The sequence below is a fragment of the Rhodospirillaceae bacterium genome, from assembly GCA_016712715.1.
Taxonomy (GTDB): domain Bacteria; phylum Pseudomonadota; class Alphaproteobacteria; order Dongiales; family Dongiaceae; genus Dongia.
Window position 1 is genome coordinate 694,727 of sequence record JADJQM010000003.1, and the last position, 26,156, is coordinate 720,882.

General features: G+C 64.4%; 22 protein-coding genes, 1 other RNA gene and 2 pseudogenes. 3 read left to right on the plus strand and 22 right to left on the minus strand.

Features of this window, described 5'->3' with window-relative positions; all coding sequences use genetic code 11:
* Nucleotides 1–3: 3 nt before the first annotated feature.
* The 12 genes from murB to IPK59_21025 are packed head-to-tail and all read right to left on the minus strand — an operon-like array spanning nucleotide 4 to nucleotide 14,046.
* Nucleotides 4–960 (minus strand): UDP-N-acetylmuramate dehydrogenase, encoded by a 957-nt coding sequence (gene murB / locus IPK59_20970; protein MBK8161120.1) that lies wholly within the window; start codon nucleotides 958–960, stop codon nucleotides 4–6.
* Nucleotides 960–2,390, minus strand: a complete 1,431-nt coding sequence (locus tag IPK59_20975) for a UDP-N-acetylmuramate--L-alanine ligase (protein MBK8161121.1) — start codon at nucleotides 2,388–2,390, stop codon at nucleotides 960–962. The genes murB and IPK59_20975 overlap by 1 nt, the downstream gene beginning before the upstream one ends.
* Nucleotides 2,390–3,532 (minus strand): undecaprenyldiphospho-muramoylpentapeptide beta-N-acetylglucosaminyltransferase, encoded by a 1,143-nt coding sequence (murG, locus tag IPK59_20980; GenBank protein ID MBK8161122.1) that lies wholly within the window; start codon nucleotides 3,530–3,532, stop codon nucleotides 2,390–2,392. Before murG ends, IPK59_20975 begins: the two co-directional genes overlap by 1 nt.
* Nucleotides 3,529–4,653: a cell division protein FtsW gene (locus IPK59_20985; GenBank protein MBK8161123.1), complete on the minus strand. Its 1,125-nt coding sequence runs from the start codon at nucleotides 4,651–4,653 to the stop codon at nucleotides 3,529–3,531. The genes murG and IPK59_20985 overlap by 4 nt, the downstream gene beginning before the upstream one ends.
* On the minus strand, nucleotides 4,650–6,047 hold the full coding sequence (locus tag IPK59_20990) for a UDP-N-acetylmuramoyl-L-alanine--D-glutamate ligase (protein MBK8161124.1): 1,398 nt from the start codon (nucleotides 6,045–6,047) through the stop codon (nucleotides 4,650–4,652). Before IPK59_20990 ends, IPK59_20985 begins: the two co-directional genes overlap by 4 nt.
* A gap of 7 nt (nucleotides 6,048–6,054) precedes the next feature.
* On the minus strand, nucleotides 6,055–7,161 hold the full coding sequence (locus IPK59_20995) for a phospho-N-acetylmuramoyl-pentapeptide-transferase (GenBank protein ID MBK8161125.1): 1,107 nt from the start codon (nucleotides 7,159–7,161) through the stop codon (nucleotides 6,055–6,057).
* A gap of 30 nt (nucleotides 7,162–7,191) precedes the next feature.
* Nucleotides 7,192–8,625 (minus strand): UDP-N-acetylmuramoylalanyl-D-glutamyl-2,6-diaminopimelate--D-alanyl-D-alanine ligase, encoded by a 1,434-nt coding sequence (locus tag IPK59_21000; GenBank protein ID MBK8161126.1) that lies wholly within the window; start codon nucleotides 8,623–8,625, stop codon nucleotides 7,192–7,194.
* The gene (locus IPK59_21005) at nucleotides 8,622–10,079 is read right to left on the minus strand and encodes a UDP-N-acetylmuramoyl-L-alanyl-D-glutamate--2,6-diaminopimelate ligase (protein ID MBK8161127.1); all 1,458 of its coding nucleotides are present in this window, start codon (nucleotides 10,077–10,079) and stop codon (nucleotides 8,622–8,624) included. The genes IPK59_21000 and IPK59_21005 overlap by 4 nt, the downstream gene beginning before the upstream one ends.
* Nucleotides 10,080–10,083: 4 nt before the next feature.
* Complete coding sequence (locus tag IPK59_21010; protein MBK8161128.1) at nucleotides 10,084–12,012, minus strand: penicillin-binding protein 2; 1,929 nt, start codon at nucleotides 12,010–12,012, stop codon at nucleotides 10,084–10,086.
* Nucleotides 12,009–12,590, minus strand: a complete 582-nt coding sequence (locus tag IPK59_21015) for a hypothetical protein (GenBank protein ID MBK8161129.1) — start codon at nucleotides 12,588–12,590, stop codon at nucleotides 12,009–12,011. Before IPK59_21015 ends, IPK59_21010 begins: the two co-directional genes overlap by 4 nt.
* A complete protein-coding gene (gene rsmH, locus IPK59_21020) occupies nucleotides 12,587–13,543 on the minus strand; it encodes a 16S rRNA (cytosine(1402)-N(4))-methyltransferase RsmH (GenBank protein MBK8161130.1) in 957 nt (318 codons plus the stop codon). The genes IPK59_21015 and rsmH overlap by 4 nt, the downstream gene beginning before the upstream one ends.
* Nucleotides 13,540–14,046, minus strand: a complete 507-nt coding sequence (locus IPK59_21025; GenBank protein ID MBK8161131.1) for a division/cell wall cluster transcriptional repressor MraZ — start codon at nucleotides 14,044–14,046, stop codon at nucleotides 13,540–13,542. The genes rsmH and IPK59_21025 overlap by 4 nt, the downstream gene beginning before the upstream one ends.
* A gap of 504 nt (nucleotides 14,047–14,550) precedes the next feature.
* Between IPK59_21025 and IPK59_21030 the strand changes: the two genes are divergently transcribed.
* Entirely contained in the window at nucleotides 14,551–15,525 is a 975-nt protein-coding gene (locus tag IPK59_21030; GenBank protein MBK8161132.1) for a sel1 repeat family protein, read from the plus strand.
* Between the two features lie 19 nt (nucleotides 15,526–15,544).
* Here IPK59_21030 and rnpB read toward each other — a convergent pair.
* From rnpB to IPK59_21075, 9 genes and pseudogenes are all read right to left on the minus strand, one after another.
* Nucleotides 15,545–15,978: RNase P RNA component class A (gene rnpB / locus IPK59_21035), an RNA gene on the minus strand.
* A 50-nt stretch (nucleotides 15,979–16,028) separates the two neighbouring features.
* Nucleotides 16,029–17,005, minus strand: a pseudogene (locus IPK59_21040) (phosphoribosylaminoimidazolesuccinocarboxamide synthase).
* Nucleotides 17,006–17,081: 76 nt separating this feature from the next.
* Nucleotides 17,082–17,951, minus strand: coding sequence for a hypothetical protein (locus IPK59_21045; GenBank protein MBK8161133.1), 870 nt, complete (start codon nucleotides 17,949–17,951; stop codon nucleotides 17,082–17,084).
* Nucleotides 17,952–18,059: 108 nt separating this feature from the next.
* Entirely contained in the window at nucleotides 18,060–19,175 is a 1,116-nt protein-coding gene (locus tag IPK59_21050) for a DSD1 family PLP-dependent enzyme (protein ID MBK8161134.1), read from the minus strand.
* A gap of 3 nt (nucleotides 19,176–19,178) precedes the next feature.
* Nucleotides 19,179–19,850 carry an N-acetylmuramoyl-L-alanine amidase gene (locus IPK59_21055; protein ID MBK8161135.1) on the minus strand — a complete coding sequence of 224 codons (672 nt, stop codon included), beginning with the start codon at nucleotides 19,848–19,850 and terminating at the stop codon, nucleotides 19,179–19,181.
* Between the two features lie 2 nt (nucleotides 19,851–19,852).
* Nucleotides 19,853–20,734 carry an EamA family transporter gene (locus IPK59_21060; GenBank protein ID MBK8161136.1) on the minus strand — a complete coding sequence of 294 codons (882 nt, stop codon included), beginning with the start codon at nucleotides 20,732–20,734 and terminating at the stop codon, nucleotides 19,853–19,855.
* A 22-nt stretch (nucleotides 20,735–20,756) separates the two neighbouring features.
* Nucleotides 20,757–21,137 (minus strand): EamA family transporter, encoded by a 381-nt coding sequence (locus tag IPK59_21065; protein ID MBK8161137.1) that lies wholly within the window; start codon nucleotides 21,135–21,137, stop codon nucleotides 20,757–20,759.
* A 109-nt stretch (nucleotides 21,138–21,246) separates the two neighbouring features.
* Nucleotides 21,247–21,639, minus strand: a pseudogene (locus IPK59_21070) (DMT family transporter).
* 182 nt (nucleotides 21,640–21,821) lie between these two features.
* Nucleotides 21,822–23,132, minus strand: a complete 1,311-nt coding sequence (locus IPK59_21075; protein MBK8161138.1) for an ammonium transporter — start codon at nucleotides 23,130–23,132, stop codon at nucleotides 21,822–21,824.
* 395 nt (nucleotides 23,133–23,527) lie between these two features.
* Here IPK59_21075 and IPK59_21080 point away from each other — a divergent pair, with 395 nt between their 5' ends.
* Together IPK59_21080 and IPK59_21085 are read left to right on the plus strand one after the other, a co-directional pair.
* Nucleotides 23,528–24,109 carry a heme NO-binding domain-containing protein gene (locus IPK59_21080; GenBank protein ID MBK8161139.1) on the plus strand — a complete coding sequence of 194 codons (582 nt, stop codon included), beginning with the start codon at nucleotides 23,528–23,530 and terminating at the stop codon, nucleotides 24,107–24,109.
* On the plus strand, nucleotides 24,106–25,335 hold the full coding sequence (locus IPK59_21085; protein ID MBK8161140.1) for a hypothetical protein: 1,230 nt from the start codon (nucleotides 24,106–24,108) through the stop codon (nucleotides 25,333–25,335). Before IPK59_21080 ends, IPK59_21085 begins: the two co-directional genes overlap by 4 nt.
* On the opposite strand, the gene IPK59_21090 is transcribed toward IPK59_21085, so the two are convergent.
* Nucleotides 25,298–26,113, minus strand: a complete 816-nt coding sequence (locus tag IPK59_21090; GenBank protein ID MBK8161141.1) for an alpha/beta hydrolase — start codon at nucleotides 26,111–26,113, stop codon at nucleotides 25,298–25,300. The genes IPK59_21085 and IPK59_21090 overlap by 38 nt on opposite strands.
* Between the last annotated feature and the right edge of the window lie 43 nt (nucleotides 26,114–26,156).

Genomic DNA, 26,156 nt, shown 5'->3' on the forward strand with positions numbered 1-26,156 from the left:
CACTTAAGCTTCAGATTTCGGGGCGATGGCGAGCGAACTGTCCGCCGGCACACCGATGCGCTTGATTTCCCAGGCCAGATCCACGCCGCTCGTTTCCTTGACGCGGCGCCGCACCATCTCGCCCAGCGCCTCGATATCGGCAGCGGTGGCATTGCCCGTGTTGATCAGGAAGTTGCAATGCTTCTCCGACACCATGGCACCGCCCAGCATCAGGCCGCGGCAGCCGGCCTTGTCGACCAGTTCCCAGGCTTTGCCGCCCACGGGATTGACAAAGGTGCTGCCACCCGTGCGGGCCCGCACGGGCTGGCTCTCTTCGCGCGCGGCCTGGATTTCGTTGAGCCGCTGCTGGATGATGGCGGGATCGCCGGCATGGCCGATCAGCTCGGCGCCGCAGAAAATCCAGTCATCGGCAACGTTGCTGTGGCGATAGGTAAAGCCCATGCCGGCCTTGTCGAGACGGTGCAGGTTGCCCTTGCGATCGACCGCCGTTGCCGCCGCCAGTACCTGCGACAGATCGCTGCCATAGGCACCGGCATTCATGCGGCAGGCACCGCCGATCGTGCCCGGAATGCCGGACAGGAATTCAAGGCCGGCGATGCCGGCACCCCGCGCCGCCAGCGCCACATTGAGATCGAGCGCCGCGGCGCCGGTATAGACATGCGTGCCTTCGGTGCGGATCTCGGCGAAGGCGCGACCCAGCCGGATGACGACGCCGGGGATGCCACCGTCGCGCACCAACAGGTTGGAGCCGACACCCAGCACGGTGACCGCGACATCGGCCGGGCAACCGGCGAGGAAGGCCTGCAGATCGGTAACATCGGCCGGCTTGAACAGCACTTCGGCCGGACCGCCGACGCGGAACCAGGTGACATTGGCCAGGCTCGCGCCCTCGCTTAAGCGACCGCGCACAGCGGGCAGTCGTTCGAGCAGGCTTGGCTGTCTGGTCATGGCCGGCCTCATCATTTCGCCTCGAGCAGCGGTTTGAGTTCAGCGGGAAGGGCATGGGCCCAGGTCGTGATGGTGCCGGCACCCAGGCACACGACCAGATCGCCGGCATGCACCAGCGGCGCCACCATGGCGGCGAGATCCTTGGGGTCGACGAGATGCTCGACATGGCGATGGCCGCGCTCGCGCAGGCCCTGTACCAGCGCCGCGCCGTTGATGCCCTCGATCGGCGTTTCACCGGCGGCATAGACATCGGCGATGATGACGTGGTCGGCATCGTTGAAGCAGGTGCAGAAATCCTCGAACAGGTTCTGCAGGCGCGAATAGCGGTGCGGCTGCATGACGGCGATGACCTTGCCGGGCGCGGTGGCGCTCGCCGTAGCCTGGCGTGCCGCCTTCAGCACGGCGCTGATCTCGACCGGGTGATGGCCGTAATCGTCGATGACCGTCACGCCGGCCACTTCGCCGGTGCGGGTGAAGCGGCGCTTCACGCCACCAAAGCCGGCAAGTCCCTTGCGCAGCGTGTCGTCGTCGACGCCCATCTCATTTGCCACCGCGATGGCAGCGAGGCTGTTCTGCACATTGTGCTGGCCGACCATGGGCAGGCGCATGCCTTTGATCTCCCGCTCCGTCTCGCGGAAGCGGTCGCTCACCACCACGGTGAAGGTCGAGCCGGACGGTGCCATTTCAAGCTCGGTCGCACGGATATCGGCCTGCGGCGAGAAGCCATAGGTGATGATGCGCCGGTCGGCGAGGCGCGGGATCATCGCCTGCACCACAGGATGGTCGATACACAACGCGGCAAAGCCATAGAAGGGGATGTTCTTGACGAACTCCTCATAGGCGCGGTTCATCGCCTCGACCGAGCCGTAATGATCGAGATGCTCCGGGTCCATGTTGGTGACAATGGCGATGGTAGCCGGCAGTTTGACGAACGTGCCGTCGCTCTCATCGGCCTCGACCACCATCCAGTCGCCAGCGCCCAGGCGCGCATTGGTGCCGTAGTTGTTGATGATGCCGCCATTGATGACTGTTGGGTCGAAGCCGCCGGCCTCCAGCAAGGCCGCCACCAGCGAGGTGGTCGTCGTCTTGCCGTGGGTCCCACCGATGGCAACCGACCATTTGAGGCGCATGAGCTCGCCCAGCATCTCCGCCCGGCGCACCACGGGCAGCAGCTTGGCGCGCGCCGCCAGCACTTCCGGATTATCGGGCTTCACGGCCGATGAAATGACGATGACCGCGGCGTCGGCCAGATTCTCGGCCCGGTGGCCGATCTCGACCGGGATGCCTTTGTCTTTGAGGCGCTTGGTGTTGTAGCTGTCGGCAAGGTCCGAGCCGCGCACCTTGTAGCCGAGATTGTGCAGGATCTCGGCAATGCCGCTCATACCGATCCCGCCGATGCCGACGAAATGGATGACGCCGATGTCGAGTGGTAGGGCGCGCATCACGCTGTCTCCGCTTGAAGAATTTTCTGCCGGCTCGCCGGAACGAGGTTCATCACCACGTCGGCCAGGCGTTCGCTCGCATCGCGCCGCCCCAGCTTGCGCGCGGCCGTGGCGGCGAGGTCGAGCCGGTCGGGATGGCTGAGGATGGTGGTGAGCCGCTCGGCGATCGAGGCCGGCGACAAGGCTGTTTCGGTGAGCACCCAGCCGGCACCGGGGCCTTCGAGGGCACGGGCATTGGCCAATTGGTGATCGTCGATGGAACCGGGCAGCGGGACCATCAGCGACGGGCGGCCCGCTGCGGTCAGCTCCGTGACGGTCGAGGCGCCCGAGCGGCACAGCACCAGATGGGCTACCGCAAGGCGCGCCGGCATGTCTTCGAAAAAGGGCTTCAACTCGACCTGCAGGCCGGTCGCCCGGTAAGCATCGGCCACGGCATCGAGATCTTCCGGCCGGCATTGCTGCACGATCCGGAGGCGATTGCGCAACTCACTTGAGATGAGGGCGATCCCCGCCGGAATATGGCGCGAGAAGGACCGCGCCCCCAGGCTGCCGCCGAAGATGAGGAGATTGATCGGTTCGAAACCGCGTGGCGCGCGATAGGGCTGGTCAGCCAGGGCCGCGATCGCCGGGCGCACCGGGTTGCCGGTGACGATGCGCTTTTCGGCCGGCAGATCATCGGCAAAGCGCACCTTGGGAAAGCTCAGCGCAATCTTGCTGGCGCGCTTCATCAGGAAGCGGTTGGCGCGCCCCGCCACGGCATTCTGTTCATGCAGCACGGTGCGGCACTCGCGCTGCTGGGCGGCGAGCAACGGCGGCACGGAAGGATAGCCGCCGAAACCGACCGTCACCACCGGATCGAGGCGCTTGATGAGGCTGCGGCACTGGAAGTAGCCGAGCGCCAGGCGCGCGAGGTTCTTGAGTTTCGGCACCAGCCCCTTGCCGGCGACGCCACCGGACGATACGTGATGCACCACCACCTCAGGCAGGCGGTTGCCGAAACCCTGGCCCCGCTCGTCGGTAATGAGATCGACGCGGCAGCCGCGCCGCAGCAGGGCCTCTGCCAGCGCTTCCGCCGGGAACATGTGGCCGCCGGTGCCGCCGGCTGCCAAGACCACCTGGATGCGGTTATCGTTCGCGATCATGGCTCGACGCTCCCCGGGAAGCGCCGGCGGGTGAGCGCCAGCAGCATGCCGACGCCAAGGCCGATGGCCACGATCGACGAACCGCCATAGGAGATGAACGGCAGCGTCATGCCCTTGGTCGGCATCAGGTGCAGGGTCGATGCCATGTTGACGATCGCCTGCAGACCGAACGAAGTGATGAGCCCGGTCGCAGCCAGGATGATGAAGTGATTGTGCTCGCCCAACAGCCGCGACAGGGCGCGCAGCACGATGAAGGCAAAGAGCGCCACCAGGATGAGGCAAACAATGAGGCCGAATTCCTCGCCGGCCACGGCAAAGACGAAGTCGGCATGGGCGTCCTGCAGCACCAGCTTTACCGACCCTTCGCCCGGACCCTTGCCATATAGCCCGCCATTCTGGAACGCCTCGAGCGCGCGATCGATCTGATAGGTGTCGCCGCTGGCCGGGTTGAAGAACTGGTCGATGCGCTCGGTCACATGTGGCAACGCGAAATAGGCGCCGACCAGGCCGGCCACACCGGCACCCACCAGCAACAGCACCCAGAAGATGGGGAGGCCCGCGATGAAGAACTGCGCCGCCCAGGTCGCGGTGACGACGGCGGTCATGCCGAGATCCGGCTGCTTGAGGAGTACCAGCACGACGGCAAGATAGGAACCGATGGCGATGAAATTGCCGGGAATGCCGGGCGAGGTCTTCTGCAGCGAGAACATCCAGGCGGCAAAGACGGCAAAGCAGGGCTTGAGAAACTCGGAGGGTTGCAGCGACAGGGGCCCGACCGAGATCCAGCGCGTGGCGCCCTTGATCTCGGCACCCATGAACAGGGTCATCGCGGTCAACACGAAGAACACGAAGAACAGGATGACGCCGAGGCGCCGCACCTGTTTGGCCGACAGCATCGAGATGAACACCACCGTGCCGATCGCCAGCGGCAGCATCAGATAATGGCGCCGCACCAGGGCGAAACTGTCCATGCCGATGCGCGTCGCCACCGCCGGGCTCGCCGCCAGCACCAGGATGGCGCCGATGAAAGCAAGCGCGATGACCGCCGCAAGCATCCAGCGGTCGACCGTCCACCACCATTGGGCCACCATCGAGCGGTCGGTGCGCGCAAAGCCCCTCATGCGGCCCCCTTCTTCGCGACCAGGTCTTCGACCAGGGCGCGGAACCGGTTGCCGCGGATTTCGAAGTTCGGGTACTGATCGAAAGAGGCGCAGGCTGGCGACAGGAGCACCACGGCACCGGGCTTTTTTTCGCGCTGCGCCAGCGCATGTGACTCAGCCACGGCCTTTTCCAGCGTGCCGCTTATCGTGGTCGGAAAGGCGCGGTTGATCTGCTTGGTGAAAGCCAGTGCCGCCTCGCCGATCAGGAAGCCGTGGCGGATCTTCTTGTAGTAGGGCTCAAGTCCGGCCAATCCGCCTTCCTTGGCCTTGCCGCCGATGATCCAATAAATGTTGTCATAGCAGGCCAGCGCCTTTTCGGCGGCATCGGCATTGGTCGCCTTGCTGTCATTGATGTAGCGGATGCCGCCCATTGTCGCGACCAGTTCCTGCCGGTGCGCCAAACCTGGATAACTCTGGAAACCAGCCACGATCTCATCCGCAGAAAGGCCCAGCGCCTTCGCCGCTACATAGGCGGCGGCGGCATTCTGCCAATTGTGCTTGCCCGGCAAGGCGGCGATGGTCTTGAGGTCCAGCACGTTACGCGGTGCGCCCTTGATCGCATCGACCAACTGGCCGTCGGCCGTGACATAGACCCCGCCCTCGACCTTCTTCTCCGCCGAGATGGACACCAGGCGGCGGCCTTTATCCTTGAAGGCGGCAAAGGTCTGGCTGCTGGGCGCATCGTCGAGACCGACAATGCCGAGGCTCGACTGGCCCTTGGGCGCCAGGACCTTCTGCTTGGACGCGATATAACCCGCCATCCCGCCATGGCGGTCGAGATGGTCCGGCGTGATGTTGAGCAGGATCGCGATGTCGGCAAGCGGCGTTGGCGTGATATCGAGCTGGTAGGAGGAAAGCTCCAGCACATAGATGCCGTCAAGTCCGACCGGCGCCAGTGACAAGGCCGCCTGGCCGAGATTTCCGCCCACTTCGACGCGGCGCCCGGCGGACTTCAGCACATGGGCAATGAGCGTCGTCGTGGTCGACTTGCCGTTGGTGCCCGTGATGCAGACGAAGCGCGCCTGCGGCTGCGCCTTGCCCAGCATCTCGATGTCGGAGATGATTGGCTTGCCCGCCGCCATCGCCGCGGCCGCCACCGGATGCGGCGCCGGGAAAGTGGTGGGGATGCCGGGGCTCATCAGCAGCGCATCGATGTCAGCCCAATCGGCGTTCTTCAGGTCAAACAGGATGTCGGCCGGCGCCGCCGCGCGCGCGGTTTCGGAATCGTCCCAGGCCAGAACCCGCGCACCCGACCGGATCAGGGCTTCCGCCGTCGCAGCACCGGAACGGCCGAGGCCCAGCACCGCATAGGTGTGGCCGGCAATTCCGGGAATGCTGAGGCTGAGGTCGGCCATCTCGTCCCTACCTCAGCTTCAAGGTGGCAAGGCCGACCAAGGCGAGGACGGCGGCGACGATCCAGAAGCGGATCACGATGGTGGGTTCGGCGAGGCCCTTCTTTTCATAGTGATGGTGCAGCGGCGCCATGCGGAAGACGCGCTTGCCGGTCAATTTAAAGCTCATCACCTGGACGATCACCGAGACGGTCTCCAGAACAAAGAGGCCGCCGATGATGGCCAGCACCAGTTCATGCTTGGTGATGACGCTGATGGCACCCAGAGCACCGCCCATGCTCAACGACCCGGTATCGCCCATGAACACCATGGCCGGCGGCGCATTGAACCAGAGGAAGCCGAGCCCCGCGCCGCACAGCGCACCGCAGAACACCGCAAGTTCGCCCGAACCCGGCACGAAATGGAGCTGCAGATACTCCGCGAACACCGCATTGCCGACGAGATACGCAATGAGGGCGAAGCAGGCGGCAGCGATCATCACCGGCACGGTGGCGAGGCCATCTAGCCCATCGGTGAGGTTGACGGCGTTGGACGCCCCCATCATCACCAATGCGCCAAACAGGAAGAAGCCGAATCCCAGCGGAATGAGCACATCCTTGAAGAAGGGCAGCGCCACGCTGGTGGCAAGGCCCGCCGGCTGCGGGATGGTGGCGTTCTGGTGATAGACGATGATGACCGTGGCGATGAGGCCGATCGATGCCTGACCTACCAGCTTGAAGCGCCCATTGAGGCCTTTGCTGTTGCGCTTGGTGAGTTTCAGGAAATCGTCGGCAAAGCCGATGCTGCCATAGCCGATGGTGACGAACAGCACGACCCAGACATAGATGTTGGCGATGTCCGCCCACAGCAGAGTGGTGATGCTGGCCGAGAGCAGGAACATGAGGCCGCCCATGGTAGGCGTACCCTTCTTGGTCAGGAGATGGCTTTCCGGCCCGTCGCTGCGGATCGGCTGGCCGTCACGCTGCAGCTTTTTCAGCCAGCGGATCATGCCCGGCCCGATCACCAGGGTGAGGAAGAAGGCGAACAGGATCGCACCGCCGCTCCGGAAGGTGAGGTAGCGGAACAGATTGAAGACACGCATGTCTTCGGCCAACGGTGCGAGCAGATTATAGAGCATGCCTCCCCTTCACTTCCCCTCTGATCCCGGTCAATGACCGTTCGCGGCTTTCGGCCGCGCTGTTGCGTGAATATCCATATCGCGGATCGCCTCGACGATCGGCGCCATGCGGGTGCCCAACGACCCTTTCACCAGGACGATGTCCCCTGCCCTGATGTCGGCCGTCGCCGGTGCCACCATCGCGGTTGACTCCGTGGTATGACCGGCCTGCATCGACGCCGGCAAAAGTGCATAGAGGTCGCTCATCAGCGGCCCGACCAGAAAGGCGCGGTCGATGCCGGCCGAGACGAGATCATCCTTGAGCCCGCGATGGAGCGCCGGACCTTGCTCACCCAACTCCCGCATGTCGCCCAGGATGGCGATGCGGCGGCCACCCTTTGCGATAGGCAATCCAGCCAGCACGGTGAACGCCGCGCGCATGGCGGCGGGGCTCGCATTGTAGGATTCGTCGATGAGGGTGAAGCTGCCTTGGGGCAGCGCGATCTCCTCGCGGTGGCCGCGCCCCTTCAGCGCCTTGGCGCCGGCGAGATCATGAGCTGCCCGCGTCACATCCGCACCGATCGCCTGCACGGCCGCCAGCACGGCAAGCGCGTTGATCGCCTGGTGACGGCCAGCTAGACCCGTCGAAAACGCCATCCGCACGCCAAAAACGTCGGCGCTGACATCGTTGCCGGTGGGCGATGTGTGGCACGCGATCAATCGCACGTCGCTCGCGGCATCGGCGCCGAAGCCGGCGATATGGGTAACACCCAGCGCCTTGGCGCGCGCCGCCATGCGGGCGAAATAGGCGTTGTCGCGCGGCAGAATGGCGGTGCCACCCGGTTCCAGCCCTTCAAGGATTTCCGCCTTGGCATCGGCGATCTCGGCCACAGAGCCGAAGAACTCGATATGCACCGCCTCGACGATGGTGATGATGGCGGCATGGGGCCGCACCATCTTGGCCAGCGGCCGGATCTCATTGGCGTGGTTCATGCCAAGCTCGAAGATGCCGATCTCGGTGTCGCGCGGCATACGCGCGAGCGACAGCGGCGCACCCCAATGATTGTTGAGATTGCCTTCCGAAGCAAAGGTCCGCGCCTGGACGCTGAGCACCGTCTTCAGCGCTTCCTTGGTGCTGGTCTTCCCCACGCTGCCGGTGACGGCGATGAATTTCGCGGCCGACCGGTTGCGCGCGGCCGCACCCAGATCCTGCAGCGCCTGCAGCGTATCCTTGACCAGTACGATCGGCGCGTCCGCTGCGATGCCGGCCGGCAGGCGGTGGGCGATGATGCCGGCTGCACCCGCTGCCAGCGCCTGGCCGATATACTCATGGCCGTCGAAGTTAGGTCCCTGCAAGGCGATGAAGAGATCGCCCTTGCCCACCTTGCGGCTGTCGATGGAAACGCCGTCAGCCACGAAAGCGGCCTGGGCCGTGCCCTTCACCGCAGTGGCGATCTCGACCGACGTCCAGAGGGGCTGCGTCATGCGGCACCCCGGCTCAATTCCTCGGCGCAGGTCCGCGCCACGTCGCTGTCGTCGAAATCGAATTTCTGGTTGCCGACGATCTGATAGGTTTCGTGACCCTTGCCGGCGATCACCAGCAGATCACCCGCCTTCAGATCCTGCATCGCGGCCCGGATGGCTGCGGCACGGTCGCCGATCTCTATGGCGCCGGGAGCCGCCGCCAGGATCTCGGCGCGGATGGTGGCCGGGTCTTCGCTCCGGGGATTGTCGTCGGTCACGACCACGCGGTCGGCCAGACGGGTCGCCAGTGCACCCATCTCCGGGCGTTTGCCCTTGTCACGATCCCCACCGCAGCCGAACACCACGACGAGGCGGCCGCTGACATGGGGGCGGAGCGTGCCGAGCACGGCTTCGAGGCCCGCGGGCTTGTGGGCATAGTCGACATAGACCGCGGCACCCGATGGCGTCGTCGCCACGCGCTCGATGCGGCCATGGACGCCGGTCAGCCGGTCGATCATGCGCACCGCCATGGCCGGCTCCTCGCCTTCACCGATGACGAGGCCTAGAGCCGCCAGCAGATTTTCCGCCTGGAACAGGCCTGCCACGGAGAAGGTCACGTCGTAGCGCGTGCCGAACACGTCGAGCGACAATTGTTGGCCGGTTGCCAAGGGCTGCTGCTTGACGAGGCGCAGATCGCCGCTCTTGCGGCCGAAGGTGATGATCCGGTGATGCCGCGCCTTGGCCAGCGCCACGATGCGGTCGCTCTCCGCGATATCGGCATTGATGATGGCAGCGCCACCCGCCGGCAGCAATTCACCGAACAGGCGCAGCTTGGCCGCGAGATAGGCTTCCATCGTGCCGTGATAGTCGAGATGGTCGCGGCTGAGATTCGTGAAGGCCGCGGCCGAGATTTCGACGCCGTCCAGGCGGAACTGGTCGAGCCCATGGCTCGACGCCTCCATCGCCAAATGGTCGATGTCCTTTTCCCGCAGCTCGGCCAGCAATTGATGCAGCTTCACCGGGTCAGGCGTGGTGAGGCTTTCGTCATACTGGATGCCAGGACCGATGAGGCCGATGGTGCCGAGGCTGGCCGCGCGGTGGCCGAGCAGCGTCCACAGCTGGCGCGCAAACACGGCCGTCGAGGTCTTGCCGCTGGTGCCCGTCACGGCCGCGATGATCTTGGGTTGGCGCCCATAGAAGCGCGCCGCCATCTTGGCCAGCGCCAGGCGCGGATGATCAGCCTCGATCACCGCGACATGGGGCGGCACATTGGGATTCTGCCCCGTGCTCACCAGGATCGCATTGGCGCCGGCCGCCACCGCCGCCGGCACGAAGGCAAGGCCGTCGAGCTTGGCACCGGAGAGAGCCGCGAACAGATTGCCCTGCACCACGGCGCGCGAATCCAGCGCCAGGCCGGAGATGCTGATGGCGTTGACCCCGAGACCGGGCCGTGCGATGCGGGCATGGCCGCCAATGAGCTCACTCAACCGCAAGAGGGATTCCTTCGCTCTCCGTCGCGCCGCTCTCGGCAGCCGGCGGTGTCGTCACATCATTGCTGGTCGCCGATACTGGCGTCGCCGCGAACGGCTTTGCCTTCATGATCGGTTCGCCGTTCGAATCAAGCAGCGGCGCGGCCACCGGAATGACTTTGGATTTTGCCTTTTTTGAGGCGGCGGAATCATAGTCCGCGACCATTGCAACCAGCGGGTTCTGTGCCAGTGGTGACTCGTCCGGAATGGGGGAAATGCCCATCAACGGCGCCATGCGCTGGACCAGGGCACCCACGACGGGCGCTGCCACCCAGCCGGCCGTCGCATAGCCGTAGGAATGTGCATTGGGCTTGGGTTCGTCGATCATCACCACCACCGCGTAACGCGGTGCGTTCATCGGAAAGGCGGCGACAAAGGCTGCCATGCGCGAATTGTCGCTATAGCCTCTGCCTTCCTGCTTGTCGGCGGTCCCGGTCTTGCCGCCGACCAGATAGCCCGGCGCATTGGCCTTCTTGCCGGTGCCGACCTGGACGACCAGGCGCATCAACTGGCGGATCTGCGCCGAAGTCTGTTCCGACACCACCCGGGTGCCGCTCTCAACTTCATGAGCGGCGCGCTTCAACAGGGTCGGCTGGCGGAGGATGCCGCCATTGGCGACGGCACCCACGGCGGAAACCACCTGGATCGGCGCTACCGACACGCCATGGCCATAGGAAATGGTCATGGTGTTCACCCGGCGCCAGTTCTTCGGATATTGCGGCACACCCACCTCGGCAAGTTCGATCGTCGACTTGCTGAGGAGGCCCAGGCGCTGCAGGTAGGTCTTCTGCACCTCGGCGCCGAACGCATCGGCGAGCTTCGCCGAGCCGATATTGGAAGAATAGGTGAAAATCTCTGGAATGCTCAGCCAGCGATGCTTGCCGTGGAAATCGTCGATCGAAAACCGACCGATCTTGATCGCATGCGTCGCGTCATAGCCACCGGCCAGGGTCACCGTGCCGCTGTCGAGGCCGATCGCCGTGTTGAACAGCTTGAAGGTCGAGCCCATCTCGTAGGTGCCGAGCGTGGCGCGGTTGAAGCGTGCATCGTCGCTGGCCTCGCCCGGGCGCGCCGGGTCGAAATCCGGCAGCGAGACCAAAGCCAGCATCTCGCCGGTCTGGATATCCATCACCATACCGGCGCCGCCGATGGCGGTGAAATCGGCGATGGCGCGGGAAATTTCTTCATGGAGGATATGCTGGATGCGCACGTCGATCGAGAGCTGCAGCGGTCGCTGGCCACCCGCGAGCACATCGTCGAACGACCGCTCGACACCGGCAAGGCCGCGTGAATCGACATCCGAGAAGCCGACCACATGGGCCGTGAGATTGCCCTGCGGATAGACCCGCTTGGTCTCGTACTGGAAATAGAGCCCGGGAATGCCGAGGCGGTTGACCGCCTGCTGCTGCTTGGGCGTCAGGTTCCGCTTCAGCCAGATGAAGGTCTTGTCGGCCGAAAGCTTGGCCGAGGTCGGCTCCTGCGGCATGTCGGGCAGCACCTGGGCAAGCTGCGCTGCAATCGCATCCGGCTCGCGGATCTGGTGCGGATTGGCATAGAGCGAGGCCGTGGTGAGCGAGGTCGCCAGCACCACGCCATTGCGGTCGAGAATATCGGCACGGTCGGCATTGGGTGCCGCCGCCACGCGCAGCGTCTCATGCTCGCCCGGCATCAAGGTCACCATGGCGAGGCGCGCCGCAATCACCACGAAGGCGACCGTGAACAGGCCGAGGCCCAGCATCAGGCGGCTATGGCTGACTTCCAGCGCGCGGCGCTGCACGCCATCGGGTTCCGGCTGCAGGGCAATCGGGTTGATGACCGGCTGGGCGCGCTGCGCCTTGTAGCTCGGCTGCTGGGGCGTGTTGTTGCGCAGGCGGATCATTCGACACCTGCTTCATTGGCAGGCAGGCTCTTGCCGCTACCGGCCGCTGGTTCCGCATCGCCGCTCTGATGCGACTGCATGTCCTGCAGGATGGCGCGGATGGTGGCATCGTCGTCGGCCGCAGGTGCCTCCATCCCGGGCGCTTCCGCCCCGGCCGAGGTCTGGAACACCGGGTCGTTGGCAGGCGTTGGCGCCACGGGCGTGGTCACCACGGCCGATGCCGGAATGGCGGTGACAGCAGCGTCACCCGCAGGTGCTTGGCCCGGCAGGGCGGCGAGTGGCGGCAAGGCCGGCATCTCCGCCGGGCGGGGTGCCAGTCCCTCGATGGTCGCGATCTGGCTCGCCATCACCGGGGCAAGATCGGTGTGCCGGCGCGTAAGGTCGGCCAGGCGCACCGGATCGTTGAGATAGCTCCACTCGGCTTCCAGCACGCGCATGGCTTCGCGGTCGGCAATGATCTGCCGGTTGACCGTGCGCAGCTCGCGCTCCTTCGACTGCACGGCGTATTTGACCTGGAAAAGGCCGACGCCGAGCATGGCCAGCACGACGAACCAGACGATGGTGCCGATCCGGATCATGCGGCCACCTCATGAAGGCGCTCAGCCACCCGCAGCCGTGCCGACCTTGCACGCGGATTGGCGTGGATCTCCGAGTCAGAAGCCGTGATGCCCTGCGGATCGAGGAGGCGGAGCGTCGCGACCGTCTCGGAGATTTCCGGCATGTGGCGCGAGCCCTTCGGGTTGCGCCCGGCATGCTCGCGCATGAAATGCTTCACGCGGCGATCTTCCAGCGAATGGAACGAGACGATCGCCATGCGGCCGCCCGGCGCCAGCAGTTTCTCGGCTGCCTCAAGCCCGCGATCGATCTCGCCCATCTCGTCATTGACCGCGATGCGCAGCGCCTGGAAGGTGCGTGTCGCTGAATCGATGCGGTCGGGACCGGCGGGGCCAACCGCGCGACGCACGATCTCGGCAAGACGTCCGGTTGTGGTGATGGGCGCCAAGGCTCGCGCGGCCACGATGGCCTTTGCCACACGGCGCGCCTTCTTCTCTTCGCCGAAGGTGAAGATGAGGTCCGCCAGCGGCCGCTCGGCCATCTGGTTGACGATGTCGGCGGCACTTTCGCCGGCCTGCTCCATGCGCATGTCCAAGGGGCCATCGAAGCGGAACGAAAAACCGCGCTCTGCCTCGTCGAGCTGCATCGAGGAGACGCCGAGATCGAGTGTGACACCCGCCACCGCGGTGATGCCGCGCTCGGCCAGCAAGTCGACCATGTCGCCGAACCGGCCTTCGATCACATGAAGGCGACCCGCGAACTGGCGCACCAGCGCATCGGCGCCGGCGATGGCGTCGGGATCACGGTCGATCGCAAAGACCGTGCAATTGGCAGCTTCCAGGATGGCGCGGGAATAGCCGCCGGCGCCGAACGTGCCATCGACATAGATGGCGCCGTCTTGCGGCCCCAAATTGTCAGCGCCCAGGGCCGCGACCACTTCGGCCAGCAGCACCGGTTGATGACGGACGTCGCTCATTGCGCACCGCCGCCAGTCTTGTCACTGCCGGCATTGCTCCCGCCCGCGTTACGAAGAGTCATGCCCTTCTCCAGCGCACGTCGACGCGCTTCGGCGCGATGCTCGGCGAATGTCTTGGGATGCCAGATCTCGAAGATCTCGCCGCGACCGACGAAGGCCGCTTCATCCTTCAGCTTGGCGTGCTCCAGCAGCATCTCCGGCAGTACGATGCGGCCTTCGCCGTCGAACGAAAGCTGCTTGGTGTCGGAGAACAGCGTGGTGCTGAGATCGTCATGGACGTCGGAGAAGAGATCAACCTTGCCCATCTGGTCGACCAGAGTCTGCAGCCAGTCGAGTCCGGCGCATTGCAGCGCATCGTAGCGGAAGGCCGGCAGCGCGACGATGCCGCTGAAATTCTGGCCAAGCGTATTGGATGTCGCCAGGGCAGCACGGAACGTCGCCGGGACGGAAACGCGCCCCTTCTTGTCGATCCGGTTGACGAATGTGTCGATGAACAGAGCCATCGGACGCCAGACACCCCATGCGCGCGTGGCCGGCTTGCCACCCATTCCCCTCGACGTGAACCGCTTTGCCATGCGGTTCTGGGAAATTACCTAGTGGCAATGGGATACCATGGGATGGCATGGGCGTCAATGGGAACGAGCTGTAAAGCCATGGAAAATATTGGATTTTTCCGTTTTGAGGCGAATTCGGAGAATCCCGATATGAATATTAACAAAGGCTTGGCCGACACCCCTGACAGGGAAAGTTAACGAGTCATATCAGCGACTTCGGCTTGAAACTCTTTTTGTTTGTCAAATGTTCTCTTTTGTTCTGTAGTGTTGACCGCGTCACTTGGGTGATAAGTCGCTGACAGGATTCGGGCAAGCCGTCGTTTGAGACGATCGGCAGAGGGGGGATCGCGATGGACAGGATTTATCTTCAAGTACTCTTATTACGACAAATATTTGTTTCGACAGCTTCCAATGCATGCTGAAACGCAGCACTGATGGTCGAGGGGGGACAGCATGGACAGATGGCGCCAAAAGTTGACCGGCATGAATGCGCGCAAACGCGCGCGGATCTTTCCCAACATCATCCCGCTTCTATCCGGACCGGGACCGAAAATTCTTGGCGCCCTGCTGCTCATCTGCATCGCCGCCGTCGTCAGCAACCGCGGAAACATCATCAATTTGCGCGAGGTCGAACCCATGACCGTTGTTGAAACACCGCCAGCGCAAAGCGCGGAAACACGCGATGGCTTCGCCCTCTACGACCAGGGAAGATACGACGCCGCCCTGAAGGATTTGTTGCCCCTGGCGGATCAGGGCGACACCCGCGCGCAATGCCTCGTCAGCGAGATCCTGGCGCGCGGATTGGGCGGCGTCACCCCGGACCATGTCGAGGCCACGAAATGGCTCGATCAATGCATCCGCAGCATCGATTTCGATGAGGATGATGCCGCGCGGGATTTGATCGACCATCTGATTGTCACGGATGGCTGGGACGTCGTCGGCGAAGGCAAGTTTCGCTCGTTCCAATGGCAGCAGCGGCAGATGAACAACGAAATGGGCCGGCCCAACGGCGCGCCTGAATCTGTGCTCGCCGATCTGCCGACAATGGGTGGCGACGCCGCCTTCCGGCTGGGCGCAGCCCTCTATGAGGGTGACGGGATGCCGGTCGATTTCGAGAAGGCCGTGCCCTGCTTCCACCGCGCGGCCGCGTTCAACATCCCGGATGCCGCCTTCAACCTCGGCATCGCCTATTACACCGGCAAGGGCGTCAGGGCCGATCCGGTCCAGGCCAGGCATTGGCTGCAGATTGCCGCCGATGGCGGCTTTGCCAAGGCAGCCACCGTGCTTGGCGTCATGGCCGTGCGCGGGCACGGCTCCGAGAAGGATGTCGATCTGGCGCTGGCCTATCTGCAGCAGGCCATCGACCTCGGCGATCCGGAGGCGTCGATGCTGCGCGAAGCGATTTCGGCAGGGGCCGAGCCGCGTTAGCGGGCCGACGAAGGAATAAAGCGCCAGACGGCCTGTAAGCCGGGTTCTGTCTTGGGCCGCAGCCGCGCACGATATGGTGGCGAACCACCATCACTCACGCGCGTCCGGCCCATGGATGACCATTCATCTGGGACGTTCGTTACCGAACGCCTCACGCGACCTACCCGAGGATCGGTGCGGAAAACACCTGTTCAGGTTGCCCTGAACGCGCCCTCCTATCTGGTCTTGCTCCCGGTGGGGTTTGCCATGCCGCTCGCCGTTGCCGGGAGCGCGGTGCGCTCTTACCGCACCGTTTCACCCTTACCGCTCTCGAAAGAACGGCGGTCTGCTCTCTGTGGCACTGTCCCTAGGCTTGACGCCCGCCGGACGTTATCCGGCACCGTTTTTCCGTGGAGCCCGGACTTTCCTCCCCGATCCCATCACTGGGACCAAAGCGGTCATCCGGCCATCTGGCTGAGGGCAGGAGGTAGGGGTTTGCCCGTGCGGAGTCAACCCCAGCAGACCTAGGCCTTGGCAAAATAGGGCTGCAAGTTCCGCCGGATGCGCGCCAGCACCGGTTCACCCGCGGGCTGCCGCTGAAACACCTCGCCCGTGATCGTCTCATAGGCGTGGATGTAGACTTCCGCCGTCTCCAGGATGAGTGCTGCCGGGATCTCGGGGATCGCATCCTTGTAGGGATCGCAACGTGCCGACACCCAGCTGCGCACGAAATCCTTGTCGAAACTCTCCGGCCGAGTGCCTGACGCGAAGCGTTCCGGATAGCTTGAGGCCAGCCAGTAGCGGCTGCTGTCCGGCGTATGGATCTCATCGGCAAGGATGATGCGGCCGCTCTTGTCGACTCGAACTCGTATTTGGTATCGACCAGGATCAGCCCGTGCTTGGCGGCCAACTCCTGCCCGCGTGCAAAAAGTGCCAGCTCATATTTGGCGAGTGTCTGCCATTGCTCGGCCGTCACCAGTTTCTTCGCCACGATCTCGTCCGGCGTCAGTGGCTCGTCATGGCCGCCATCGAACGCCTTCGAGGTCGGCGTGATGATCGGCTGCGGCAGCTTCTCATTGTCGCGCATGCCGTCCGGCAGCGTGACGCCGTACATCCGGCGCAGGCCCTTCTTGTAGAGGGTGAGGATCGACGTCCCCGTGGTGCCGGCAAGATAGGCGCGCACCACGATCTCGACCGGCAGGATGTCGAGCCGCTGGCCGATCACGACATTGGGGTCGGGATAATCCAGCACATGGTTGGGGCAGATGTCCTTGGTGGCCTCGAACCAGTAGCGCGCGGTCTGCGTCAGCACCTGGCCCTTATAGGGAATGGCGGCGAGGATCCGGTCAAAGGCCGAGAGGCGGTCGCTGGCGATGATCACGCGCCGCCCGTCGGGCAGATCGTAATTGTCGCGCACCTTGCCGCGGTAATGGTTGGGCAGTTCCGGAATGGTCGCATCGGCCAGAATCTGCGCCGGATCGAGTTTCGCGTCGGTCATCATTTCCATGTGGGCAAGCTGTGGGATGCCCACTTGTGCGCGGCCCGGCGGCAAAAAGCAACGATGCGTTTTTGCGACCCTATTGTCCCTGCAGCGACAAGGTGACCGTGCCGATATCGCCCGAAACCGTCTTCTTGTCCGCACCGAAATTTCCCGGCATCGGACCGATGACCTGCGGCAACGCGGTGGAGCCCATCAACTGAACCTGCCGCTGTCCCGCCCCCTTCAGCGAACTCGTTGCCGGAAAGGAACCCATCGCAGTGGTGGCGAGGCGGTAGCGCGTGGTGTTGGCCAGCGAATCCGTCTCCGCCTCGAACACAATCGCCTGCGGATCGACCGGTGCCGAGCCTTTCACCGTCGTCGTATCGGTATAGGCGCCGACGCCGCCTTCGCCGCCCGGATCGCTGTCGACATAGGTATCATCGACACTGAGCGTGCCGCTGCAATTCTGCGCCGACCAGGTCTGATAGCGCGCCGGTCCGAGATCGGGCATGAGGCCGGCGACATCGGCCGCGGCCTGACCTTGCTTGGCAGCCATGTCCTGGATTTCCTGGGTCTGCGACATCTGCTGCACGGCGGCCATGAGGCAGGCCTCGTCCTCACCGCATTTTTCGACCATGGCCTCCATGTTCGCCACCGTTGCCTCGCTCGGGGCGTAGTTCTGCTCGAATGCCTGGCCATTGGCCTGCGCCTGCGCCGTCGCTGCCTCCTGTGCCGCCGTCGGACCATCCCAGCTGATCTGAACGGCCGGCCCGGCGATGAGGACGCATTGCGCGTTCAAGACGCGCGCAATGGCGGAACTCGCCCATTCGCCTTTGCTCTGCTCTTTCACCGCCACGCTGAAATTGAGCGTCTTGGCGGTGCCTTCCGGGGCCGGATCAGCGAGCGCCATGCCGGCTGAAATGGGCAGGCTCAGAACGGCAAGTGCGGTAGCCAGATTGCGGTGCATGAGATGTCCCCTCTCGAATCTGATCCGGTCGAAACAAACCCTCTGCTCACTCTGCCAAAGCAGGGCCGGCGACGCAGTGACGCCCATCACACAGGGGGGCTCACAGGATCAGGTCAGCGCGCCACGTCCGTCAACCGGCCAGATTTCGGCCACCCTGTCGCCGCGAATGGCGATGATCCAGTCATGGAGATTGACCGTGGGGTCGCAATGGCCGGGGACGAGCCGAAGCCTCTCCTCCAGCGCCGGCAGAGCCGGCGCCGCACCCCGCAGCACACCATGCTCATCGGACGGTGAGTCGAAGCTGAGGTCCGGTCGCCCGAAAACGGTCGGATAACCGGAATCGACCGAATGCGCCTTCAGGCCAGCATCGATCACGGCAAAATCAGCGCGCCGGCTCATCACGGCGGTGAGCACGAACAGGCTGTGCTGGAAGCGTGGGCTCTTGGGGTCCCACATATTGTCGGCATAGTCCCGGTCCATGAACACATAGGAGCCTGGCTGGATTTCGTTGTAGACGCCGCTGGCGGCTTCGATCGGGAAGCTGCCCGTGCCCGCCCCCGTCACCACCGGCACCTTGATGCCGCGTGCTGCAAGGGCCGCCACCAACTCGGTCGCCCGACCGGCAGCAAAATCGATCGCCGCCTTGCGCTCCTGCGGCGTGCGCAGATGCTGCGCCATGCCGTGATAGGCGTGGATGCCGCCAAAGCGCAGACCGGCCGCTTTGTTGATCTGCTCGACCAGCGCCACCGCATCCTCGATGCGGATGACGCCGCAACGCCCGGCGCCGACATCAAGCTCGACATAGGCCTCGATCGGCTTGGGTGCCGCAGCGGCCGCCTCGATCAACTGCGCAAGCCCAAGATCGCTGTCGACACAGATGCCGATCCGCGCCTTCGCGGTGAGCGCCGCAAGGCGCGCCAGCCGGGTCCTGCCCAACACCTCATTGGTGACCAGCACATCGGTGACCCCGCCCGCGACCAGTGCCTCGGCCTCGCTGACCTTCTGGCAGCAGAGGCCGACGGCGCCCAATGCCATCTGCCTTTTGCCGATGATGGCGCTCTTATGCGTCTTGCCATGGGGGCGCAATCGCATGCCGCGCGCCTTGGCAAATTCCGCCATCGCCTGCAGGTTGGCCTCGAATGCGTCAAGATCGACGATCAGCGCCGGCGTCTCGATGGCGCTGATCGGGTCACCGGGGGAAAGCTCGGGTCGACGCGCCGCCATCATTCACCTGCCCAGAAGTCCGTTGAGAATCGCCGCCAGTTCCGCATCCGGCACATCGCTCAAGCGGCCCTGCCGGAAATGGCGGCAGAAGGCGCGCGTCGCGGCCGCACGGTCGCTGGTCTCATAGCCATAGCGCTGGAGGGCCGCGAAGAAGGCGTCATCCGACCATTGCACCGGCTTCGGGCTGGGCCACACACCCACACCTGCAGCGGCCAGTCCCTGCCAGTCGAACAATTCGCCCGGATCTTCCTTGCGCAGCGGCGCCACGTCGCTGTGGCCGATCACCCGTGCTGCCGGAATGCGATGCCGCGTGATGATGCCCAGCGACAATTCCAGCACCGCCGTCATCTGCGCCGCCGGAAAGGCGCGATAGCCGAATTCATGGCCCGGATTGACGATCTCGATGCCGATCGAGCGCTGGTTGATGTTGGCGGCCCCCAGCCAGGACGAGACGCCAGCATGCCAGGCGCGCCGATCCTCCGGCACCAGATGGAACACGCGCCCATCTTCCTCGACCACATAATGCGCACTCACCTTCGCCGCCGGATCGCGCAGCCGGCTGAGCGCCATCTCGCCGCTCGGCATACCCGTGTAATGCAGCAGCAGGATATCGACCGCCTGCCCATCGCGGCTGTCATGGTTGGGTGAGGGTGCCTGGATCAACGTTGGGGGCATGCTCAGATACCGGTCTTGGTCGAGGGCGCCACCACGGCCGGGCGGCGGATGACGACGATGGCGACACCGGCCAGGGTCGCAAGCCCGCCCAGCAGCATCTGCCAGGTAATCACTTCATCGAGGAAGATGTGACCGGAGAGCACGCCGATCATCGGCAGCAGCAGGGTGAAGGGCATGACCTGGTTGACCGGATAGCGCCGCATCATGTTGTACCAGATCCAATAGCTGAAGATGGCGACGACGATCGATTGGAACAGCAACGCAGCCCAGCCCTGCCAGCTCACATCCATCACCATGGGCCATTGATTGCCCTCGATGAGGTAGGAGACCACGAGCAGCTGCGGTGCGGCAAGGATTGCGATATAACCGTTGAGCGTCACCGCATCGAACTCGTCGCCCAGCGCCTTCACCTGCACATTGGCCGTGGCCCAGACCAGGGCCGCACCGACCACCGAGAGGAGCGGCCACAGATTGCCGACGAAGCGCGGCTCGCCGGCGATGAGCACCACGCCGGCGAACGCCACCACCATGCCGGTCAGGCGCCGCCAGCCCAGCGTCTCCTTGAAGAAGAAGGCGGCAAGGATCGCCGCGAACGGCACCTGCAGCTGCACCGCGATCGAGCTGGTTGCGGCATCGAGATAGCGCATGCCGGTGAAGATGAGGCAGAAATGCATGACGCCCATCGTCATGGAAAGAGCAAGGAGCTGCAGCAGCTTGCGCCTCGGCAGGCCGACGAAGGGCAGCAGCAGCAAGGCCACCAGGCTGAAGCGCAGCGCCACGAAAAACAGCGGCTCGAAATGCATGAGGCCGATCTTGGCCGCCACGAAATTGACGCCCCACAGGAACTGGCACAGCAGCATGAGGGCGAGATGTTGCGGCTTCATGTTCGTCCCCTAAGCGCCATCCTCATGCACCCGGCCCAACCGGCTGCGTCACGACCTGCGGCCGCCGGATGATGATGATGGCAAGCCCGGCCATGGTCAGCAGCGCACCCGCGACCATGCGCCAGTCCCAGCCCTCGCCCAGCAGCAGCACCGCCGTGGTGGCGCCGAAGATCGGCTCCAGCAAGGTGAAGGGCATGACCAGGCTCACCGGATAGCGGCTCATCATCGCATACCAGATCCCATAGCAGAGGGCGGTGACGATCAGCACCTGATAGGCCATGGCGCCCCAACCGGCAAGGCCGGCCGCCGACACGGCGGCAAGCTGCCCGTCCTCGGTGGCGAAGGACAGCGCCAGCATGGCCGGCCCGGCGACCAGGCCCCCAGGCGTTGATGCGCCAGCCATCCATGTTCTCGGCCATTTTCTTGATGAGGAGGTTGGAGGCGACCCAGGAGAGGGCCGCCATCAGGATGAAGCCGGTGCCCAGCCAACCGCCGGCAAATTCCGGCCGTCCCACCAGCACGACGATGCCGACGAAGGCCAATGCCATGCCGCTCCAGCGCCGCCAGCCGATCCTGTCGCCGAACAGCAGACCCGCGACCAGGGCCGCGATCGGCACCTGCACCTGGATGAGGATCGAACTGGTGGCAGCGTCAACGCGCGAGATGCCATGGAAGATGCAGGCGAAATGCACGACGCCAAGGATGAAACCCAGGGTCAGGACCGGCTTCCAATCGGCGCGCTTGGGCAGGCCGACGAAGGGGCAGATGAGGGCCGCCACCGCGATCATGCGCAAGGCGGCGAAGAACAGTGGCGGCCAGTCGGCCAGGCCCCATTTGACGACGGCGAAATTGGCGCCCCACAGGATCTGGGAGAAGACCAGCAAGGCGATATGGCGGGCGGTCATCAGGGACTCTGGGCGGTGGCGGGACTGGTGGTGCCATCTCTAGCCCAAGCCACAGGCCCTTACCACCCGCCCCCACTGCATAGGTGCCCGTCGATGGCGCAAGTGGGGCCTACAAAAAAGAAAACGCCGCCGGAGCGTCCCTCTCCGGCGGCGGTGCAGTCTTTACGCTCTGGGAAAACGAGTTACTGGACAGCCTCGCCATGAAGGGCGAGATCGAGTCCATCGCGTTCCGCATCCTCAGGCACACGACACCCGATGATGAGGTCGACGATCTTGTAGATGACGGCCGTGCCAATGGCGACGAACACGATCGACACCACCACACCCTGGACCTGGGTGACGAACTGGGCCGAATTGCCTTCCAGCAAGCCGGCCGGCGTATCGCCGCCCTTGATCGCCATGGTGGCAAAGACACCGGTCAGCAGCGCGCCCAAGGCACCGCCGACACCGTGGATGCCGAACACGTCGAGGGCGTCGTCATAGCCCAGCGCGTTCTTGAGCGTGGTCGAGGCGAAGAAGCACACCACGCCGGCCGCAAGACCGATGATGAGGGCACCGGTCGGATCGACGAAGCCGGCGGCCGGCGTGATGCCGACCAGGCCCGCGACGATGCCGGAGATACCACCGAGGATCGACGGCTTCTTGTGGACGATCCATTCGACCGCCACCCAGGAGCAGCCGGCCGCGGCCGCGGCGATATGGGTCACCACCATCGCCATGACGGCGTTGAAGTTGGCAGCGAGGGCCGAGCCGGCATTGAAGCCGAACCAGCCCACCCACAGGAAGCCGACGCCGATCACGCTGTAGACCAGGTTATGCGGCGTGAACGGCACCTTGCCGTGGCCACGGCGCTTGCCGATCATGAGGGCGATGACGAGGCCCGAGACGCCCGAGGCGATGTGGACCACGGTGCCACCCGCGAAATCGAGGACACCCCAGCCGAACATCAGGCCGGTCCCCGCCCAGACCATGTGGCAGAGCGGCGAATAGACCAGCAGCGACCACAGGATCACGAACACCACGATGGCGGAGAACTTCATCCGGTCGGCGAAGGCGCCGGTGATCAGGGCCGGGGTGATAATGGCGAAGGTCATCTGGAACAGCATAAACAGGCTTTCCGGAATGGTGCCGAGCCCGCCCAGCGTGTCGATGGCCATGCCGGAGAGGAAGATGCGGCTGAAATCGCCGAAATAGGCATTGCCGGGCCCGAAGGCGATGGAATAGCCGAGGATGAACCACACCACGGAGAGCACACAGGCGCAGGCGACCGACTGCATGACGATGGTGAGCACGTTGTTCTTGCGGACGAGACCGCCATAGAACAGCGCCAGGCCCGGCATCAGCATGAACAGGACCAAGGCGGTGGCAACCATCATCCAGACGGTGTCACCCTTGTCCATGGTCGGCACGGCGTCCTGCGCGAAGGCAGCGGCCGGTGCCAGCGTGGTCGCCATGGCAGCAAGACCGATCCCGACGGCGCGGCCACGATTCATAACCCGACCGCTTTGTTGGTCCGGCCGTTCAATATCGGCGGCTCCCCCGATCCCGATCTTCCCCAGTCCGGCTTTCCAGCCCCCGATTTCCCCAATGGTGCGCATGCGCCTCTCCTGATTGTCGCGAATTATTCTTGCTGCAAAGCAGCACCAGGAGAGCAACCTTCATGCCAATTATAGGATTTATTGATTCATAATAAGAATTTAGCTCATCCGTCATGGTGCGTGCCCGCAATTTAGACATCACCACGAGATCTGCCTAAAATTTAATCAAACAAGCTGACTTTCGTCTCGGTGGACTGTCGCGCGCAGCACGCTACAGTTTCGCGACCCCTGGGAATGGCCCGGATCAAGGGCTCCCGGGTCATGGCACGGACCTTTACCGAGGAATACCCATGTATGGTCTCGTCAACATCGCCGCCAAGGAGCTGATCACCGGCGAGTTCGGTGCCGCGGCCTGGGACGAGATCCGCCACAAGGCCCATATCGTCGACGATGATTTCGTCGGCATGCAAGAATACCCCGACGCCTTGACCTATCGCATCATCGAGGCGGCGAGCGACCTGCTGCGGGTACCCGGCGCCGACCTCCTCAAGGCCTTCGGCACGTACTGGACCCGTTTCGTCGCCAGGCGCGGCTACGGCGAGCTCCTGGAAGTCTCCGGCAATTCGCTGGTCGAGTTTCTCGAGAATCTCGACAACATGCACGCCCAGGTGGGCCTGATCTTTCCCGCCTTGCGACCGCCTTCCTTTCGCGTCACCGATATCGGCGAAGACCGCCTGACGCTCCATTACTTCAGCGCGCGCCAGGGCCTCAGCCCGATGGTGATCGGCCTCCTCGAAGGGTTGGAAGCGCATTTCCGGCTCAGCATCAGCGCCCGCCAGGTGGCCGACAAGGCGGCTGGCGACGATCACGACATTTTCGAAGTCCGCTTTTCGCAGCAATCCGGCGTGCCGGCGAACGGGGCAGCCGCGTGAGTGTTCTCAGCCTCGACGCGGCGGCTCTGGCCACCCTCTTCCCGTTCCATTTCCGCCTCGATTCTTCGCTCCGCTTCATCGCCGTGTCGCCGGTCCTTGCCCGCCTCATGCCGGACCTCAGGCATGGCGCGGACCTGCTCGATCATTTCCAGATCGAGCGTCCGGTGCTGCGGCCGAGCTTTGCGACACTCGCCGATTGCCACCGTGTCATGTTCCTGCTGCGCGCAAGGCGCCGGCCCGGTCAGCCGGAACTGCTGCTGCGCGGCCAGGTGATGGCCTTCCCCGAGGCCGGTGAATTGCTGTTCGTCGGCAATCCGCGCCTGCGCGAGCTGGCCGACATGAAGCAACTCGGCCTCACCATGCGCGATTTCAGCGTCGATTCGACGCTCACCGATTATCTGATCCTGATCCGCACCCAGCAGACCGCCTTGGCCGAGGCGCAGCGTCTCGCCACCGATCTCGCCCAGGCGCGCGACGTGGCGCAGATGGCGTCCAACTCGAAATCCGAGTTCCTTGCCAATATGAGCCACGAGCTGCGCACGCCCCTTAACGCCATCCTGGGCTTCTCCGAAATGATCAGCAACCAATTGGCCGGCCCCATCCCGCCCAGATATCAGGCCTATGCCGCCGACATCCACAAGAGCGGGTGCCTGCTGCTCGCCATCATCGACGATGTGCTCGACATGGCGCGCATCGAGGCCGGCTATCACACGCTGGAAGACGATGTGATCGAGGTGGATGACATCGTGCGCGACTGCCTCCACCTGCTCGAAGCCCGCGCCGAGGAGCGCGAGATCACGCTGGCTTATGCGAGCGACCTGCCCGGCGCAAGGATCCGCGCCGATGGGCGGGCGATGAAGCAGATCTGCCTCAACCTTCTCTCCAACGCGGTGAAGTTCAATAAATGGGATGGCAATGTCGACATCCGCTTCACCCGCAACGGCGCCGACCACCTCGCCCTCATCTTCAGGGATACCGGCCTCGGCATCCCGACCGAGGATCTGCCGCGCCTCTTCCGCCCCTTCCAGCAAGCCGGCGCCACGACGACACGCGCAACTTCGGCGGGACCGGGTTGGGCCTCTCGATCACACGCACGCTGGTGGAAATGCACGGTGGCCGCATCGAGCTCGCCTCCGAACTCGGCGCCGGCTCGACCTTCACCGTGCTGCTGCCGGCGGAGCGGTTGGTTTAATACGCCCCCACAATCCCCTCGATCACCTTGTTGATCTCATCATGTTTGTGGCCGTACCAGGAGCCGTGGCCCATGCCCTCGAGAAGATGAAACTTCGCACCTGGAATGAGGTCCGCCACTTCGGCGCCATCCTGGGGCGGGGCCTGGACATCCTCGGCGAAGCCCAGCACGTGGCAGGGCACGCGCACTTGCGGCAAGCCTTCACGCTGGTCGAAGCGCAACGATGCATCCCATTGCGGCACCAGTGATTCCTCGTTCGCGCCGCTCTCCATCCATTCCAGCATGAGGCTTTTCAGTTTCGGCCACAGCACCCGGTCGCCCAAGGCGCGTGCCGGATAGAGCATGGCGGCGTAATGGGTCACCCCCATCATGCCGTCGAGGCGGCCGCCGGCTTTCCGGAACTCGATCTCGGCCGCCTGATAGTCCCAGCCCCAGCCGGTGCTCCAGGCGCCGGTCCCCATCAACACGGCGACGCGGAGGAGCTGCGGATGGTCGATCATGACCTGCTGCGCAATGGCCGCCCCCAGCGAGGTGCCGATGATGGCCACGGGGCCGTTGCAGACAGCTTCGATGAGGTCGGCCACATCGCCGGCGAAATCCTCGATCGTCCAGGGCATGGCGGCCGTGCAGCGTGTGTCGCCGATGCCGCGATTGTCGAAGACCGTGCTGCGGAAACCGGCGTCGAAATGCGGCGTCTGGAAGCGGTGCCAGTCTTCGCCGCGCGTGCCGCCGCCGCCCACCCAGACGATATCGGGGCCGGATCCGCTCTGCTGGTAGAAGATCTCCGCCGCCTTCCCTGTGACATACGGCATGGCGTGTATACTCCCAGGCAATTGATGTAGGGGAAATTTGTTA